The sequence below is a fragment of the Pseudotamlana agarivorans genome (assembly GCF_001642835.1).
Taxonomy (GTDB): Bacteria; Bacteroidota; Bacteroidia; order Flavobacteriales; family Flavobacteriaceae; genus Pseudotamlana; species Pseudotamlana agarivorans.
In genome coordinates, this window is sequence record NZ_LXEI01000007.1 from 56,286 (window position 1) to 73,186 (window position 16,901).

16 protein-coding genes are annotated in these 16,901 nt (G+C 34.1%); 7 read left to right on the forward strand and 9 right to left on the reverse strand.

Annotation, left to right across the window (positions count from 1 at the left end):
• Positions 1 to 78 precede the first annotated feature (78 nt).
• On the reverse strand, positions 79 to 1,476 hold the full coding sequence (gene fumC / locus A6I66_RS09290) for a class II fumarate hydratase (RefSeq protein ID WP_067148237.1): 1,398 nt from the start codon (positions 1,474 to 1,476) through the stop codon (positions 79 to 81).
• A 199-nt stretch (positions 1,477 to 1,675) separates the two neighbouring features.
• On the opposite strand from fumC, the gene A6I66_RS09295 reads away from it, so the two are divergent.
• Complete coding sequence (locus tag A6I66_RS09295; RefSeq protein WP_067148240.1) at positions 1,676 to 2,311, forward strand: peroxiredoxin; 636 nt, start codon at positions 1,676 to 1,678, stop codon at positions 2,309 to 2,311.
• A 110-nt stretch (positions 2,312 to 2,421) separates the two neighbouring features.
• Positions 2,422 to 2,595 carry a hypothetical protein gene (locus tag A6I66_RS16755; RefSeq protein ID WP_169815721.1) on the forward strand — a complete coding sequence of 58 codons (174 nt, stop codon included), beginning with the start codon at positions 2,422 to 2,424 and terminating at the stop codon, positions 2,593 to 2,595.
• Between the two features lie 84 nt (positions 2,596 to 2,679).
• On the opposite strand, the gene A6I66_RS09300 is transcribed toward A6I66_RS16755, so the two are convergent.
• From A6I66_RS09300 to prfB, 4 genes are all read right to left on the reverse strand, one after another.
• A complete protein-coding gene (locus A6I66_RS09300) occupies positions 2,680 to 5,214 on the reverse strand; it encodes an outer membrane beta-barrel protein (RefSeq protein ID WP_067148243.1) in 2,535 nt (844 codons plus the stop codon).
• Positions 5,215 to 5,294: 80 nt separating this feature from the next.
• Positions 5,295 to 5,639 carry an arsenate reductase (glutaredoxin) gene (gene arsC, locus A6I66_RS09305; RefSeq protein ID WP_067148246.1) on the reverse strand — a complete coding sequence of 115 codons (345 nt, stop codon included), beginning with the start codon at positions 5,637 to 5,639 and terminating at the stop codon, positions 5,295 to 5,297.
• On the reverse strand, positions 5,636 to 6,256 hold the full coding sequence (locus A6I66_RS09310; protein ID WP_067148249.1) for an HAD family hydrolase: 621 nt from the start codon (positions 6,254 to 6,256) through the stop codon (positions 5,636 to 5,638). The genes arsC and A6I66_RS09310 overlap by 4 nt, the downstream gene beginning before the upstream one ends.
• Positions 6,253 to 7,363, reverse strand: a protein-coding gene (gene prfB / locus A6I66_RS09315; protein ID WP_157614171.1) for a peptide chain release factor 2 whose coding sequence is annotated in 2 segments (ribosomal slippage) — positions 6,253 to 7,299 and positions 7,301 to 7,363 — 1,110 coding nt in all. Because the reading frame shifts where the segments join, the coding sequence is not laid out codon by codon here. Before prfB ends, A6I66_RS09310 begins: the two co-directional genes overlap by 4 nt.
• Positions 7,364 to 7,453: 90 nt before the next feature.
• Between prfB and A6I66_RS09320 the strand changes: the two genes are divergently transcribed.
• A complete protein-coding gene (locus tag A6I66_RS09320; protein WP_067148251.1) occupies positions 7,454 to 8,479 on the forward strand; it encodes a threonine aldolase family protein in 1,026 nt (341 codons plus the stop codon).
• 35 nt (positions 8,480 to 8,514) lie between these two features.
• On the opposite strand, the gene A6I66_RS09325 is transcribed toward A6I66_RS09320, so the two are convergent.
• Together A6I66_RS09325 and A6I66_RS09330 are read right to left on the reverse strand one after the other, a co-directional pair.
• Entirely contained in the window at positions 8,515 to 8,844 is a 330-nt protein-coding gene (locus A6I66_RS09325) for a YegP family protein (RefSeq protein WP_067148253.1), read from the reverse strand.
• A gap of 90 nt (positions 8,845 to 8,934) precedes the next feature.
• Positions 8,935 to 9,258 (reverse strand): YbaB/EbfC family nucleoid-associated protein, encoded by a 324-nt coding sequence (locus A6I66_RS09330; RefSeq protein WP_067148258.1) that lies wholly within the window; start codon positions 9,256 to 9,258, stop codon positions 8,935 to 8,937.
• Between the two features lie 234 nt (positions 9,259 to 9,492).
• On the opposite strand from A6I66_RS09330, the gene A6I66_RS09335 reads away from it, so the two are divergent.
• From A6I66_RS09335 to A6I66_RS09345, 3 genes are all read left to right on the forward strand, one after another.
• The gene (locus tag A6I66_RS09335) at positions 9,493 to 11,634 is read left to right on the forward strand and encodes a S9 family peptidase (protein WP_084399606.1); all 2,142 of its coding nucleotides are present in this window, start codon (positions 9,493 to 9,495) and stop codon (positions 11,632 to 11,634) included.
• Between the two features lie 73 nt (positions 11,635 to 11,707).
• Positions 11,708 to 12,745, forward strand: coding sequence for a PLP-dependent cysteine synthase family protein (locus A6I66_RS09340; RefSeq protein WP_067148265.1), 1,038 nt, complete (start codon positions 11,708 to 11,710; stop codon positions 12,743 to 12,745).
• A 250-nt stretch (positions 12,746 to 12,995) separates the two neighbouring features.
• Entirely contained in the window at positions 12,996 to 14,255 is a 1,260-nt protein-coding gene (locus A6I66_RS09345; RefSeq protein WP_067148268.1) for an aminotransferase class I/II-fold pyridoxal phosphate-dependent enzyme, read from the forward strand.
• A 60-nt stretch (positions 14,256 to 14,315) separates the two neighbouring features.
• Here the strand turns inward: A6I66_RS09345 and A6I66_RS09350 are convergent, their stop codons facing one another.
• Together A6I66_RS09350 and A6I66_RS09355 are read right to left on the reverse strand one after the other, a co-directional pair.
• Entirely contained in the window at positions 14,316 to 15,437 is a 1,122-nt protein-coding gene (locus tag A6I66_RS09350) for a GTP cyclohydrolase (RefSeq protein ID WP_067148271.1), read from the reverse strand.
• A 35-nt stretch (positions 15,438 to 15,472) separates the two neighbouring features.
• Positions 15,473 to 16,477 (reverse strand): transporter, encoded by a 1,005-nt coding sequence (locus tag A6I66_RS09355; protein ID WP_067148274.1) that lies wholly within the window; start codon positions 16,475 to 16,477, stop codon positions 15,473 to 15,475.
• Between the two features lie 144 nt (positions 16,478 to 16,621).
• On the opposite strand from A6I66_RS09355, the gene A6I66_RS09360 reads away from it, so the two are divergent.
• Positions 16,622 to 16,885, forward strand: a complete 264-nt coding sequence (locus A6I66_RS09360; protein WP_067148277.1) for a DUF4834 family protein — start codon at positions 16,622 to 16,624, stop codon at positions 16,883 to 16,885.
• Positions 16,886 to 16,901 lie beyond the last annotated feature (16 nt).

Consider the following 16,901-nt stretch of genomic DNA (forward strand, 5'->3'; position numbering starts at 1 on the left):
GATACACTAATTAACCAACCATAAAAAAAGCAGGTCATTTTATATAACCTGCTTTTTTATTTTAAGTATGTTGATTGTTTATTTTAAACTTCCAACCATGTTTTCTGGTTTTACCCAAGCATCATAATCTTCAGCAGAAACATATCCTAAATTGATAGCCTCTTCCTTAAGGGTCGTACCATTTTTATGTGCTGTATTAGCAATTTCAGCAGCTTTGTAGTAACCAATTTTAGGGTTTAACGCCGTTACAAGCATTAAAGAGTTGTTTAATAATTTGGTAATAACCTCTTGGTTTGGTTCAATACCAACGGCACAATTCTCTTCAAAACTAACACAGGCATCACCAATTAATTGAGCTGATTGTAATACGTTTGCAGCCATAACAGGTTTAAAAACGTTAAGCTCGTAGTGACCTTGTAAACCACCCACAGAAACAGCAACATCATTACCCATAACCTGAGCACAAACCATTGTCATAGCCTCACATTGTGTTGGGTTTACTTTTCCTGGCATAATAGAACTTCCTGGCTCATTGGCAGGAATGATGATTTCACCAATACCAGAACGTGGACCAGAAGCCATTAATCTAATATCATTTGCTATTTTGTTTAAAGAAACAGCCAATTGTTTTAAAGCACCATGAGTTTCTACAAGCGCATCATGTGCTGCTAAAGCTTCAAATTTATTTGGAGCTGTTACAAATGGTAATTTTGTAAAATCTGCAATATATTTTGCAACTAATTCACTATAACCTTGAGGTGTATTTAAGCCAGTTCCTACAGCTGTTCCTCCAAGTGCTAGTTCACTTAAGTGAGGTAATGTGTTTTCTAAAGCTCTTAAACCATGATCTAACTGAGCGACATACCCAGAGATTTCCTGACCTAAAGTAATAGGTGTAGCATCCATAAGGTGTGTTCTACCTATTTTTACCACATCACTGAAAGCTTTAGATTTATCATTTAAGGTATTTCTTAGTTTTTTAACACCAGGAATCGTTGTTTCAACAATCTTTTTATAGGCTGCAATATGCATGCCTGTAGGAAAGGTATCATTTGAAGATTGTGACTTGTTTACGTCATCATTAGGCTGGATGGTTTTTTCGCCCTCTCCAATCACTTTTCCTGCTATTTGGTGCGCTCTATTTGCAATCACCTCATTCACATTCATGTTACTTTGAGTTCCAGAACCTGTTTGCCAAATTACTAAAGGAAATTGATCGTCGTGTTTTCCTTCTAAAATTTCATCGCAAACTTGAGAAATTAAGTCACGTTTTTCAGCATCCATAACACCCAATTCACAATTGGTATGGGCAGCCGCTTTTTTTAAGTAGGCAAATCCGTAAACAATTTCTAAAGGCATAGAAGCCACTGGTCCAATTTTAAAGTTGTTTCTAGAGCGTTCTGTTTGAGCGCCCCAAAGTTTATCGGCTGGTACTTGTACCTCACCCATAGTATCTTTTTCGATTCTGTAACTCATCTTAATAGTATTAATTTAAAGAGGTAAAGTTAAGGCTTTTGCTAGTTTTTAAGAACTGGATAACACTAAATTTTGATTAACTTTTTTAACAATTATATAACGGTTTTCATCTGATTAAAACAAGATATTTTGTGTAATTTACATTAAATGAGCTGCTTAAGTAAAGTGGTTTAATAAACTTAACTAAATAAATAAAATTATGGCAACAATTAGATTAGGAGATAAAGCTCCAAATTTTACAGCTGAATCGACAGAAGGAACAATTAATTTTCATGAATGGCTAGGGGATAGCTGGGGCGTATTATTTTCGCACCCTGCAGATTATACACCTGTTTGCACCACAGAATTAGGAACCGTCGCTAAATACAAAGCTGCCTTTGATAAACGTGATGTAAAAGTAGTGGCGCTAAGCGTCGATGGCCTAGATTCTCATAAAGGTTGGATACAAGATATTAATGAAACTCAAAATACTACAGTTAATTTCCCAATAATCGCGGATGAAGACCGTATGGTTTCAGAGTTATATGATATGATTCATCCAAATGCCGATAGTAGCGCAACAGTACGTTCTGTATTTGTTATAGGAAATGATAAAAAAGTAAAATTGATGATTACCTATCCAGCCTCTACAGGAAGAAATTTTGATGAGTTATTACGTGTTATAGATTCGTTACAATTAACGGCTTATCATAAAGTGGCAACGCCAGCCAATTGGCAAAAAGGGGAGGATTGCGTGATCGTCCCATCGGTTGACACCGCATCGATTCGAAGTTTATTTCCTAAAGGTTATAAGGAAATAAAACCTTATTTAAGAATGACACCTCAACCCAATTAAGCACTTTTGGTAATGGTTAAAAACTCTGTTAATAAATTTTATTTTGATTTTGTATAACTACAGTGTTTACATTATATTTGCGACAGATTTTATAACTGACACGATACATTATGTTTGATTTTGATCAATATTTAGGCTTTTTAGCATTTTTAACCATATTAACTATTGGTTTTTGGTTAATGATTTTTTTATTAACTTTTATAGTTCCTTATTGGATTGGTGGTTCAATCATTGAAAAACTAAAAGAAATGAAGGAAGAAAAGAAAGCAAAACGCGAAGCTTAAAACATAAGTTTATTATATAAAAAAAGGAGATTAATTATTTAATCTCCTTTTTTTGTACTCGTATTTTTTTAAATCAGTTCATTTCTAGCCTTCAAAATCTGAATCGTCAAATTGATCTCCTCGGTCACCTCTTTTTTCATGGCGTTGTTTTTGTTGATTGAATCTATATAAGAAGGATACATTGATTTGGCGTGGTCTCCATTGGAATTCTGAATCTCTTTCAAAAAAATCTGTTTCCGTAAGCGTTCTACGTTTTCTAGAGTTAAAAACGTCGCGAACGTTTAAAGATATTGTGGCGTTATCGTTGATTTCTTTACTGAAAGCTAAATCCATAGAAAATATACCTTCAGAAGTGCTTTGTGCATTCGAATTTGGACCTCTATAATTCATATTTGTTTGCCAGTCAATTTTTCCAGGAAGCGTTACCTTACTACTAAACCTAGCAAACCAGCTATTATCTTTGTTTCCGTAGTCCACGTCATTAAATACACCTTCTTTTTTGAAGTGAAAGTAATTAAAGCTAGAGTTTAAGCGTAACCATTTATAGGGGTTGTATAGAATTCCAATTTCGCCACCCGTTCTGTCATTAGAGGATAGATTGATAGGTACTGTTCTAATGATATCAATACCGTCGGAAGTTTGATGACCTGTTTCTTCTTCAACGCGTTCAAACGAACCTGTTTCGTGTTGATAATAAATGGATGTTGTTAAGGTTAATTTATCCCATCGTTTTAAATATCCAATATCGAAAGCACTAGCAAATGCAGGGGCTAAATTAGGGTTTCCTTGAAATACATTAGTACGACTAGACCGTGTAGGGAAGGGGTTAATGTAATATCCTCGTGGTCTATTTATTCTTCTATTATAACCAAGAGTGATGCTTTCTTCTCCGTCTTCATCCTCATTAGCTAAATTGTAAATAATATTTACCGTTGGAAAAAGCCCTAAATAGTTATTGTTAAAATCAACATCAACAGGAAAACCAAATGAGTCTTCCAACTCTTGATCTGTTAAACGGGAATCGATATGTCCTTTTAATTGAGTGTTTTCTAATCGGAGTCCTAGTAAAAAAGAAAAGTCGCCAAACTTTGTTCCATATTGTGTGTACACGGCGGCAATATTTTCGGTGTAATCAAAAATATTGGAGATGGTATCATTTACAAAAAAATCACCAGTACTCAAATCCTCTTGTCTTAAGATATAATCGGTGATTTCATTTTTGAAATTACCTCTAAAGCCCGCTTCAAAGCGCGTGTCTTCACCTATTGGTAAAACATAGTCAGCCTGAATTAAATACTCCTTTTCTTTATCATTTTGATTGATTTTTTCTTCCTGAAAAGGCGTTGGGTTGATTTGGTTTGTAGTGATATAATTTTCATCAATATCAGAAAATTGGTCTTCATCTTGATTTTCATATTGAAAATCGGCTGTTAATTCGTGGCCTTCATCATTAAACTTTGTAACGTAGTTTAATGCAAATTGAAAACTGTTTCCAGCTTCTGAATCTTGTTCTCTTCTTAGCGTTTGTTCTTCTAAAATATTAGAATTGTATCGTTTACTAAGATTTAAAGATTCGTCGGCGTCTTCACCATACCTATAAAAAATACTTCCTGTTAGTGCTGTTTTTTTTGTTAAGAAGTATTCCATTCCTAAACTAGCATTGAAGTTGCGGTTTAGACGTGTTATTTCCTGATTTTCATTAATATTTTCAAACTCTGGAGGTACGGTTTGTCCGTCTTCCATTTTATCAAAATAAGTCGTGTAGCTGTTACCGTTTCTAGGGGCATCATAATAGCGGTAGCCTAAATTTGAAAAAAGGTTAAATTTTTCGGTTCTGTAATTTAAATTTGTTGAAGCACCTAAGTTATCAGGGTGTCCAGCAGTAAGATTTACTGAACCATTAAAACCGAGTGTTTCCTTCTGTCTTAAAATAATATTTAAAATACCTGCAGTTCCTTCAGCATCATATCTTGCTGAAGGGGAAGTGATAACTTCAACGCGTTCAATAGCTTCGGCAGGGAGTTGGCTTAAAACATTAGTATCACCAAAACCAGCCATAGCCGATGGTTTTCCATTTATTAGAATGCGTACATTTTCATTTCCTCTTAAACTTATAGCACCTTCAACATCAACAGAAACAGAAGGAACATTGTTAAGCGCATCACTTATGGTTCCTCCAGCAGCAGTGAGGTCTTTTCCGATATTGTAAATTTTCTTATCGAGTTTGATGTCTACCGTTGTTGTTTCGGCAATAACCTCAACAGCATCTAAAGCTTCTAAATTAATTTCTAATGAGATAGACCCTAAGTTTAAATCTGAAGAGATTTCTTTATCAGAAAGCTTAACGGTTTTATACGACATGTACTCTAGAGAAATGTCGTAAACCCCTTGTGAAATGGGAATACTAAATTCACCTTTTTCGTTGGTAATACCACCTTCAACGATTTTATTTTCAGCTTTACTAAAAAAGGAAACCGTTGCATATTCTAAGGGTTGCTTGGTTTCTTTATCGAGAATAGTTCCTATAACGGTAAGTTCTTTGCCTTTTATTTTCTTTTGGGAATATCCCAAATTTGATAGTAATAGAAAAGCAAATAGCGGTAATATAAATTTTTGCATTAGTTAACGTTTGTCTAGTATGACTGTAAATTTATATGAAGGTTTAACCAGAAAAGGTTAATATTATGTTAATAAAAAAACTATTGAATAATTGTTGAAATAACTTCAGGAGGTCTTCCTACAACAGCTTTATCGCCATTTATAACTATAGGACGTTCAATTAACTTAGGATTTTCAACCATGGCTTTAATAATATCGGCATCGGATAAATCTTTATTTTTAAAATCACTTTTCCAAATTGCTTCATTTTTTCTAACTAAAGCTATAGGCTCAATACCTAAAAGCTTAATGATTTCTTTCAGGTCTTTTTCTGAAGGTGTATTTTCTAAATATTTAACAATTTCAAATTCCTTTCCTGAGTTTTCAAGAATTTGTAATCCGCTTCTAGATTTACTACATCTATTATTGTGATATATTTTAATCATGATAATTGAATAATATAGTTTTTTAATTGGTCTTCAAGGTTTTCTGCTGATGTGAAATGAATGCCATGTATACCCAGTTTATTGGCTGCTTCAATGTTTCTTAAATTGTCATCAATGAAAATGGCTTTTTCAGCTTCAATATTAAAGCGGCTTAGCGTAAGCTTGTAAATGTCTTCAAATGGTTTTCTGGTGTTTTCTTCTCCTGAAACCAAAATGCCTTCAAACCATTGTAAAAAGTCAAATTTCTCTTGAGCAATCGGAAATGTTTCTGCACTCCAATTGGTTAAAGCAACCACTTTATATTGTTTAGAATCAATAAGTTTTTTTAGGATATCTACGGTGCCTTGTATGGCTCCACCTAGCATGCGCTCCCAATCGCCATAAAAAAGTCTAATTTCTTTTTCATATTGGGGATGTTGTTTAACCAAGTCTTCAGTGGCTTGAGCTAGAGGGTAGCCGGCATCCTGATTTTCATTCCAGTCACTGGTACAAATATGCTCTAAAAACCAACGCATCTTTTCTCGGTCGCCATTAAAGACCTCTAAAAAAACGTATTCAGGATTCCAATCGATAAGTACACCGCCAAGATCGAATATTATGGTATTTATTTTGGTCATAATTGATTGTCGTCTTCTACTTTTTGTCCCATCGTCATAAGGTATGATTTAAGAAATTCGTCAATATTTCCATCCATTACAGCGTCAACATTTCCCGTTTCATGAGCGGTACGCACATCTTTCACAAGTTTGTAAGGATGCATCACATAATTTCGAATTTGACTTCCCCATTCAATCTTCATTTTGCCAGCTTCAATATCGTCGCGTTGGGCTAATTGTTTTTGAAGTTCAATTTCATAAAGCTGCGATTTCAACATTTGCATAGCACGAGATCTGTTATCGTGCTGCGAACGGGTTTCAGAACATTGTATTTGGATGCCTGTTGGTTTATGATGTAGCTGAACTTTGGTTTCAACCTTATTAACGTTTTGTCCTCCAGCACCGCTAGATCTCGCAGTAGTAATCTCGATATCAGCAGGGTTAATCTCAATTTCAATAGTATCATCAACTAAAGGGTAAACATATACGGAAGCAAAGCTGGTGTGGCGTTTGGCGTTACTATCAAAAGGAGAAATACGCACCAATCGGTGAACACCATTTTCACCTTTTAACCAACCGAAAGCAAAATCACCTTCAAGTTCTAGGGTTACGGTTTTTATACCGGCAACATCACCTTCCTGAAAGTTAAGTTCTTTAACTTTAAAACCACTTTTTTCGGCATACATTAAGTACATGCGCATAAGCATACTTGCCCAGTCACAGCTTTCTGTTCCGCCTGCACCTGCAGTGATTTGAAGTACAGCACTTAAACTATCGCCTTCTTCAGAAAGCATATTTTTAAATTCGATGTCTTCTAAAAAAGTAGCAGTTTTATCGTAGTGCGTTTGAACTTCTTCAGCCGTATATTCACCTTCTTTATAAAATTCATAAAGCAAATCGAGCTCTTCGATAAGTGACTTTACATTTTTATAATCTTCCACCCATTTTTTCTTCACACGAAGCGATTTCATGAGTATTTCAGCAGATTTTGGATCATTCCAAAAGTTGGGATCAAAGGTCTGTTCTTCTTCGTTTTGGATTTCTATAAGCTTGGCATCTATGTCAAAGATAGTGCCTAAGTTTGTCAAGGCGGGTATTAAGATCTTTAATTTGATCGGATGTTATCATGTCAATTTACTTTTGAACAAAAATAGGATTTAATAGAGGAGGGAAAAACATTCTAAGCATAATTTTATAGTTTTACATTAAAATTTCATGATGAAAATAGACCTAAGAAGTGATACGGTAACAAAACCTACAAACGATATGTTAACCGCTATGATGCAAGCTGAAGTTGGTGATGATGTATTTCGAGAAGATCCTACAGTAAATATGTTAGAGCAAAAGGTGGCCGATATGTTTGGTAAAGAATCTGCTTTGTTTTTTCCTAGTGGAACTATGGCGAACCAAACAGCTATTAAATTACATACTAATCCAGGAGAACAGGTTATTTGTGATAAATACGCGCATATTTATAATTATGAATCTGGTGGCGCTTCATTTAATAGCGGGGTTTCTTGTAAATTGATTGATGGTAATCGCGGCATGTTTACGGCGAAGCAGGTTATTGAAGCTATTAACCCTGATGATTATTACTATAGTAAAACGAGTTTGGTTGAAATAGAGAATACAACCAATAAAGGCGGAGGGGCTTGTTGGGATTTTGAAGAGATTCTAGCCATTAGACAAGTTTGTGCAGAAAATGGTCTTGGTTTTCATTTAGATGGTGCTCGTTTATGGAACGCCCTTGTAGAGACCAGCGATTCCATAGCTCAGTATGGTAAAGTTTTCGATACGATATCAGTGTGTTTAAGTAAAGGTTTGGGCTGTCCGGTTGGTTCCGTGCTGGTTGGTGACGCTAAAATCATGAAAGATGCCTTACGGGTTCGAAAAATATTTGGAGGCAACATGAGGCAAGCGGGATACCTAGCTGCCGCTGGAATTTATGCCTTGGATAACCATGTTGAACGATTAATAGAAGACCATAAAAAGGCCAAAGAAATAGGGGAGTTTCTAACACAATTATCAGTAGTTAAGTCTGTCGAACCCGTAGAAACTAATATTGTTATTTTTGAATTGAATGATGATATGGATGATAAAAAATTTGTTCAAGACCTTGATGATCAACAAATTTATATCATTGGTATGGGCAATAAAAAATTACGCATGGTAACACATTTAAATTATAGCGATACCATGCATAATAGATTTATAGAAATATTAAAAAAGCTAGCTGAAAAATAAATTAGCTTGAAATCCATTTTTCTAAAACTATTGAATTAAGCTTCTTTTTCCTTAACTTCAGCTGAAGGAGCATTCGTTTTTACAGACTCAATGCCGTTTTCCATTCCAGATTCTGAAGCATACATTTGGCTTGTTCCTACAATTTGACCGTTAGCAGCTTTTAAATTAAAGTGAAATTTTCCGTTGGCAGCCGTCTTACGTTCAAATTTTGTGTCGTCTGCACAATTGGTTTTTACAGATTCAATTCCATTTTTTGCACCAGCTTTATCAGCATAACCTTGGCTAGCTAAGATAATCTGACTGTTTTTTGCTTTTAAATGAAAATAGTATTTGTCGTTGTTTTCACTTTGAAATAATTCGAACATAATTTTGATTTTTAAGATTAGAAACTAAAAATAAGAGAATTTCATTTATTTTACTATTTCTGTGCTTAAAAAAAGTTCAAAATTCTCGATTTACTTAAATAAATCCATTCCTGGAATATTAGGCATGCCTTCTTTAGCAACGGCTGCTAATTCAGCTTCGTTTACCTGTGTAGCTTTTGCAATGGCTTTATTTAGTGTTAGAATTAAATAATCCTCCAACTCTTCTTTGTCATTTAATAAACTTTCATCGATGTCAATAGACTTTATTGTACGATTGGCCGTTAATGTTACTTTTAATTTGAGGTCGTGACTATTTTCATCTACTAATACAGTGTCTAAGCGCTTTTTGGTATCTTCTACTTTTTGTTGGGTTTCTTTAAGTTTTCCCATCATACCCATCATATCTCCAAACATAGTTTTTCTTTTTTTATTAATTTTACACAAAATTAGTAAAGTATTTATTGAAATCAACACAAAACCTCCAAATAGGTTAGGTTTAAAACCATATGATTTACTTCCGAACGCTTATCAAGTTCATTATAATTATTAGAGTTGCTATGGAAACATATTATTAAAAGGAACGAATAATACGAATTCATGCATTTTCTGTCTCCAAAACACTTAAATTTAAAAGGTAAATCGTATAAAATGAAAATTCAAGTTTATATTCTCATCTTAAGCCTTATTTTTGCCCACTCTTGTAAAAAAGATAATAAGATGATAGAAAAAACAACTCAAGTTCAAGCTCCTGTAGCAAAACAAATTCCTCATAAATTAAGTATCCATGACGACGATAGAATGGATAACTATTATTGGTTAAATGATAGAGAAAACCCTGAGGTGATCGATTATCTTAATAAAGAAAATGATTATACCAAAGCATTGATGGCACATACTGAAGACTTTCAGAAAACGCTATTTGAAGAGATGAAGTCGAGAATAAAGGAAGATGATACTTCGGTGCCTTATAAATTGAATGGTTATTGGTATATCACAAAATATGAAGCTGGCAAGGATTATCCAATATACACTAGAAAAAAAGGCTCATTAGAGGCTGATGAAGAAATTCTTTTCGATTGTAATGAGATGGCGAAAGATCAAGCTTACTTTAGTCTTGGCGGACTCTCGATTAGTCCAGACAACACCATGGCAGCTTTCGCAGTCGATTTAGTAAGTAGAAGGCAATACACGATTCAAATTAAAAATTTAGTGACCGGTGAAATTTATTCCGATGAAATAAAAAACACCACCGGAAGTGCGGTATGGGCAAACGATAATAAAACTCTTTTTTATACACGAAAAGATGCCGTTACCTTACGATCAGAAAAAGTATTTAAGCATAAAATCCATACTGATAGTACAGAAGATATTGAAGTGTTTTATGAAGAAAATGAAACCTTCAACACCTTTGTTTATAAGTCAAAATCTAAGAAATACATTATAATAGGTTCATCGAGTACACTGTCTTCAGAATATCGCTTTTTAGATGCTGATACCCCAGATGAAGATTTTACTATTTTTCAGGAACGTACAGAAAATTTGGAGTATACCATTGCTCATTACGATGATAGTTTTTACATCATATCCAATATTGATAAGGCAACAAACTTTAAAATATCTAAAACGAATTTAAAGGACACTTCAAAGGATGTTTGGAAAGATGTAATTCCTCACCGAAACCATGTTTTAATTGAAGATTTAGAGATTTTTAATGACTATTTAGTGGTTAATGAGCGTGAAAACGGACTCAATAAATTGCGTATTATGAGTTGGGATGGTAAAGAGGATTATTATTTACCTTTTGAAAGTGAAACTTATACCACGTATATAGGTAATAACCCGGATTTTGAAAGTCCTATTTTACGTTATTCCTATAACTCTTTAACATCACCAAGTTCGGTTATTGACTATAATTTCAAGACGAAAGAAAGTGAGATAAAAAAGGAGCAGGAGGTTCTTGGTGGAAAGTTTAATAAAGAAAATTACGAATCGAAACGTATTTGGGCAACAGCGCGTGATGGCGTAAAAGTTCCTATGTCATTAGTGTATAAAAAAGGGGTGAAATTTGACGGATCAGCACCTTTATTACAATACGCTTATGGTTCGTATGGTTCTACCATAGATCCTTCGTTTTCTACGGTACGTTTAAGCTTGTTAGACCGTGGTTTTATATATGCCATAGCACATATTAGAGGCGGGGAGTATTTAGGTCGTGAGTGGTATGAAAACGGTAAGTTACTTACTAAAATGAACACATTTACCGATTATATTGATTGTTCTAAGTATTTAATTGACCAAAAATACACGTCTAATAAGCACCTTTATGCTTATGGAGGTTCTGCTGGCGGATTGCTCATGGGAGCTGTTATTAATATGAATCCAGAATTATATAACGGTGTGTTAGCGGCAGTACCTTTTGTTGACGTAGTTACAACCATGTTAGACGATACTATACCTTTAACGACAGGAGAATATGACGAGTGGGGGAATCCTAACGAGCAAGAATATTATCATTATATGAAATCCTATTCACCTTATGATAATGTAAAAGCTCAAGAATATCCTAATATGTTAGTAACCACAGGTCTTCATGATTCTCAGGTGCAATATTGGGAACCTGCTAAGTGGGTGGCTAAATTGAGAACCGAGAAAACGGATTCAAATAAATTATTACTTCATACTGATATGGATTCAGGTCATGGAGGGGCTTCAGGGCGTTTTGAAAGCCTAAAGGAGGTTGCTTTAGAGTACGCGTTTTTATTAGATTTAGAGGGAATTCATGGTCAGTAGAAAAAAAAGTTTTACTTTTGTACGGTTTCAAGCTGTTTTGCTTCATAAAGTAAGCAGTTTCTAAAAAGCATTTATGGAACAAAGAAATCAAGTTTATAATAACGTATTAGATTTGGTAGGTAATACACCACTTGTCAAACTTAATCGAATAACTTCTGAGTTTAAAGGTGACTTTTACGCAAAAGTTGAAGCCTTTAACCCAGGACAATCTTCCAAAGATAGAATAGCACTTTATATTATTGAACAGGCAGAAAAGAAAGGCATCCTTTCTCCAGGTGATACCATTATCGAAACAACTTCTGGTAACACAGGATTCAGTATTGCTATGGTAAGTATCATTAAAGGATACGATTGTGTACTTGCTGTGAGCTCAAAGTCTTCTCCAGATAAGATTGACATGCTGAAAACGATGGGAGCTAAGGTTTATGTGTGTCCTGCGCATGTTAGTGCCGACGATCCACGTTCTTATTATGAAGTTGCAAAACGTCTACATAGCGAAATGAAAGGTTCTGTGTATATCAATCAGTATTTTAATCAACTGAATATCGATGCACACTATTATTCTACAGGTCCAGAAATTTGGAAGCAAACAGAAGGTAAAATCACCCATCTTGTTGCATGTAGCGGAACCGGAGGAACCATTTCAGGAACAGCTAAGTATTTAAAGGAACAAAATCCGAATATTAAAGTAATAGGTGTTGATGCTTTTGGTTCAGTGATTAAAAAATATCATGAAACCAGAGAGTTTGACGAAAAAGAAATTTATCCTTATCGTATTGAAGGTTTAGGAAAGAATTTAATTCCTGGAGCAACAGATTTTGATGTGATTGATAAATTTGTGAAAGTTACCGATGAGGAAAGTGCACACACCGCTAGAGAATTAGCTAGAACAGAAGGTATGCTTGTAGGATATACATCAGGTGCTGCGATGCAAGCTATTAAACAGCTTGAAGAAAATGGTGAATTTGGTGAAAATGATAAAGTAGTTATTATTTTTCCAGATCATGGTGCAAGATATATGAGTAAAGTTTATAGTGACAAATGGATGAGTGATCAAGGTTTCTTTGATAGTATTAATGAAGCGGCAGAGAACATTCAGTACATAAAATAACTTCCTATGGAAGTGTGTTAAAAGAGATTATCTTTTACTTTAAAAGTAAAAAATGATCTCTTTTTTCATTTAACAAATAATTGAGCATTAAAAATTATGTTCAATGCTAATAAATATTTAATTTTGCGCCAATTGACTTCAAACCAAACTTGCTTTTTTTTATATCATTTTCAACGTTAATTTGATGTTGATGAAAAGTGTTAGAGTTTAAAGTTTTACCATAATTTAATTGCAACAAGATTTATAATAAATGAGAGATTTATTTGATAAAATTTATAAGGATAAGGGACCATTAGGAAAATGGGCGTCTCAAGCTGAAGGCTATTTTGTTTTTCCAAAGCTGGAAGGAGAAATTTCAAATCGTATGAAATTTCAAGGAAAAGACGTTATCACTTGGAGTATTAATGATTATTTAGGTTTAGCTAATCATCCAGAAGTAAGAAAAGTGGATGCTGAGGCAGCAGCACAATACGGTTCGGCTTACCCTATGGGGGCTAGAATGATGTCTGGACATACCGATTTACATGAAAAACTTCAAAACGAATTGGCTTCATTCGTTCAGAAAGAAGCAGCTTATCTTTTAAATTTTGGTTATCAAGGTATGGTGTCTACCATTGACGCTTTGGTTGCAAAAGATGATATTATTGTTTATGATGTAGATGCACATGCTTGTATTATTGATGGTGTACGTTTACACATGGGTAAACGTTTTACTTATAAGCACAATGACGTTGAAAGTTTAGAGAAAAACTTGGAGCGTGCTACAAAAATGGCCGAACAAACCGGAGGTGGAATTTTGGTTATTTCTGAAGGTGTTTTTGGTATGCGAGGCGAGCAAGGGCGTTTAAAAGAAATTGTTGCACTTAAAAAGAAATTCAACTTTAGATTATTTGTTGATGATGCTCATGGTTTTGGAACTTTAGGAGCTACTGGTGCTGGAGCAGGCGAGGAGCAAGGTGTTCAAGCGGATATAGATGTGTATTTTGCAACTTTCGCAAAATCTTTAGCTAGTACAGGAGCATTTATTGCTGGAGATCAAGAAATTATTGATTATTTAAAATACAATTTACGCTCTCAAATGTTTGCAAAATCATTGCAAATGCAATTGGTAGTTGGTGCACTTAAGCGTTTAGAAATGCTTAAAACCATGCCTGAATTGAAAAATAAATTGTGGGAGAATGTTAACGCTTTACAGTCTGGTTTAAAAGAGCGTGGTTTTGATATTGGTACGACACAAAGTTGTGTAACTCCTGTTTATTTAAAAGGAAGTATTCCTGAAGCTATGGCTTTGGTACGTGATTTACGTGAAAATTACGGTATATTTTGCTCTATAGTAGTATATCCAGTGATACCTAAGGGTATGATTTTATTAAGATTAATCCCAACGGCTACGCATACATTAGAAGATGTTTCAGAAACATTAGATGCTTTTGATGCTATTCGTGAGCGTTTAGAAAACGGAACATATAAGCGTTTATCCGCAGCTGTTATGGCAGCCATGGGTGAGTAGTTTATTTATAAATAGATAGTATAAAAAAATCCGATTCAATTTTGAATCGGATTTTTTATTTTATGAAAGTTCTTTTCTAAATGTTTTTCTTCTTTTGATAACAACAGGGTCAAAATGCTTCCATATTTTTTTGATAGCTTCGTTGTCCTCTAATTCAGGGGTTCTATAGCAGGTTTCTATACCTTTTTCCTTAAATGTATTGTAATATTCGTTAAAGATTATAGCATGAACACCTCGATTTTGATAATCGGGATGAACACCTATTAAGTAGAAATCTGCCGTTTTACTATTTTTTTTAGCATCCAAAATATATTTAAATCCAAAGGGAAACAGTCGGCCTTTTGCCTTTTGTAAGGCTTCAGAAAATGAAGGCATAACAATAGCGAAAGCTACAAGTTCTTTTTTGTTATCTACAACAAACTTTATGTATTCCGGATTTATAAAACTGATAAATTTCTTCTTGAAATAAGCCTTTTGTATATCGTTAATAGCAACAAATGATGATAGTGAGGCGTATGTTTGGTTAAATAAATCAAACATTTTATCCACATACGGCATGACATCGGATGTTTTTGTGAAATTTAAAGCGCTTAATTGATACCTCTTTTTTATTAAGGTTTGTGCTTTTAAGAAAAACTCTGGTTTTACATTTTCGAAAGGAAAAATACTTTCAGAATATGTTTTTTCAACTTTATAGTTAGCTGCTTCGTAATGTTTAATGTAGTATGGATGGTTATACCAAGTAACCATACAAGAAAGGGAGTCAAATCCTTCGGTTAAAACGCCTACCTTGTCTAGGTTTGAAAACCCTACAGGTCCTTCAGTATATTCTAAATTAAAAGACTTTCCTATCTCTTCAACTTTATTTAGTAAGGTTTGAGACACTTCAAGGTCATCAATAAAATCAAACCAGCCAAAACGCATTTTTTTTTGGTTTTGACCTTTAATTTCAAGCCAATTAACTATAGCAGCAACGCGTCCTACGATTTCATCATTTTTATATGCCAAAAACAAACGTGCTTCGGCATCATTGAAAACGGGGTTTTCTTTTTTGTTAAATGATTTAATTTCTTGACTTATAATTGGAGGTGTCCAATATTTAGAGTCCTTATATAGTTTGAAAGGAAATTTTACAAATGCTTTAAGATCCTTTTTAGTTTTAACCTCTTTTAATTTTATCATACTTCTATAATCGATTTTTGAGTAACTTCTTTGAGTTAATCAAAATCGACGTCTTCTTTTTTTCTTTTTTCAATAGGTTCAGGTGTCGCATTCTTTTTGTCGGTGTTCCCTACGTTGTTAGGTATACCATTTTCCTCATCATCTACAGTATTATCGACTTTAGGTTTTTTGTCTTTATGGAAATCTAAACGATATGATGCTCCAAAATTAACGCTAAAAACAGAAGGTGTATCTTTGGTGTTGAATGTAATTGCGCTATCCAATTGAAGATCTTTATTCAATAAATAAGCGCCACCTAATCTAAATAAATTATCGGCATAGAAATCACTCTGTATTCCTTGAGTTTCGGCAAATATAACCCATTTCATAGTGACTGCGTGGGTTAATGTTAAAATATACTGGAAGTCAGACTGGTCGGTTCCAATTCTGTCCTTAATGAAGTTCATGACAAAAACCCAACCATTGGCAAAATTGTTTTGCGTAGCAATCATTACTTTAGGGCTGAAACCTTCAATGCCTGGTGCTGTAAACGGATTGTCGGCAGCGTCAATGTTACCACCTAAATAAACAGAAACAGCAGGAATTAATGATTTCCATTTAAAGGTTCTGTTGGCTTTCCAGCTATATAGATTAGGTTTTTCTTCTGGTTTGTTTTTTAAGGGATCGTAAACCAAATACTTGGCACCAATGGTGAAAAATTTGAAATTTGAACGATTGTATTCATAATCGTAAGTAGAGGTATAGGTTTGTGTGTCGTTTTGGTATGTGCCTTCAATACTAATTTCAAGTGGTTCCCATAATAAACCGTATCTAGCAGCAAAGTCAATACCGAATCCCGAAGCTTCATAAGCTGCGGCAGGAGTACGTTTTTCTTTTATAAAATAAGGTCCTGCTTCAAATTGCACCACATTAGTTCCTACTGAAAAAGCGCTTCTTGAAACACCAGGTCTATTGGAGTTAATAACTTCAGTGTATTGACAATAGCCTTGGGAAGTTGCTAAACATAACAGAAAAAACAATGCAGATTTAAGTAGGTTCATAAGCTTTGGTTAAAAAATCCTTAAATATGAAGTTATTAAAGGATGTTCAAATATAGATATTTTATAGTTTTTTTATCATTATTCAGCTTTTTTTCAGGAGATAGAATTGTATTTTTGCTATAAATTACAATCAAAAGTTAAAAAATGGGGTTATTAAGAACCATACTTATAATTGCGTTAGTTTATTACGGATTAAAAATACTATCAAGAATTTTTGCTCCTTACTTGATAAAATATGCTTCAAAAAAGGCTGAAGAACGCTTTGGAGGACAATTTGGACAATTTCAAAAAGCACCAAGAAAAGAAACAGATAAAAGAGAAGGGGAGGTGACTATAGATAAAATGCCTCAAACAAAAACTTCAAATAAACAGGTGGGTGATTATGTTGATTTCGAAGAAATAGATTAATTTTCGCAATCATTAG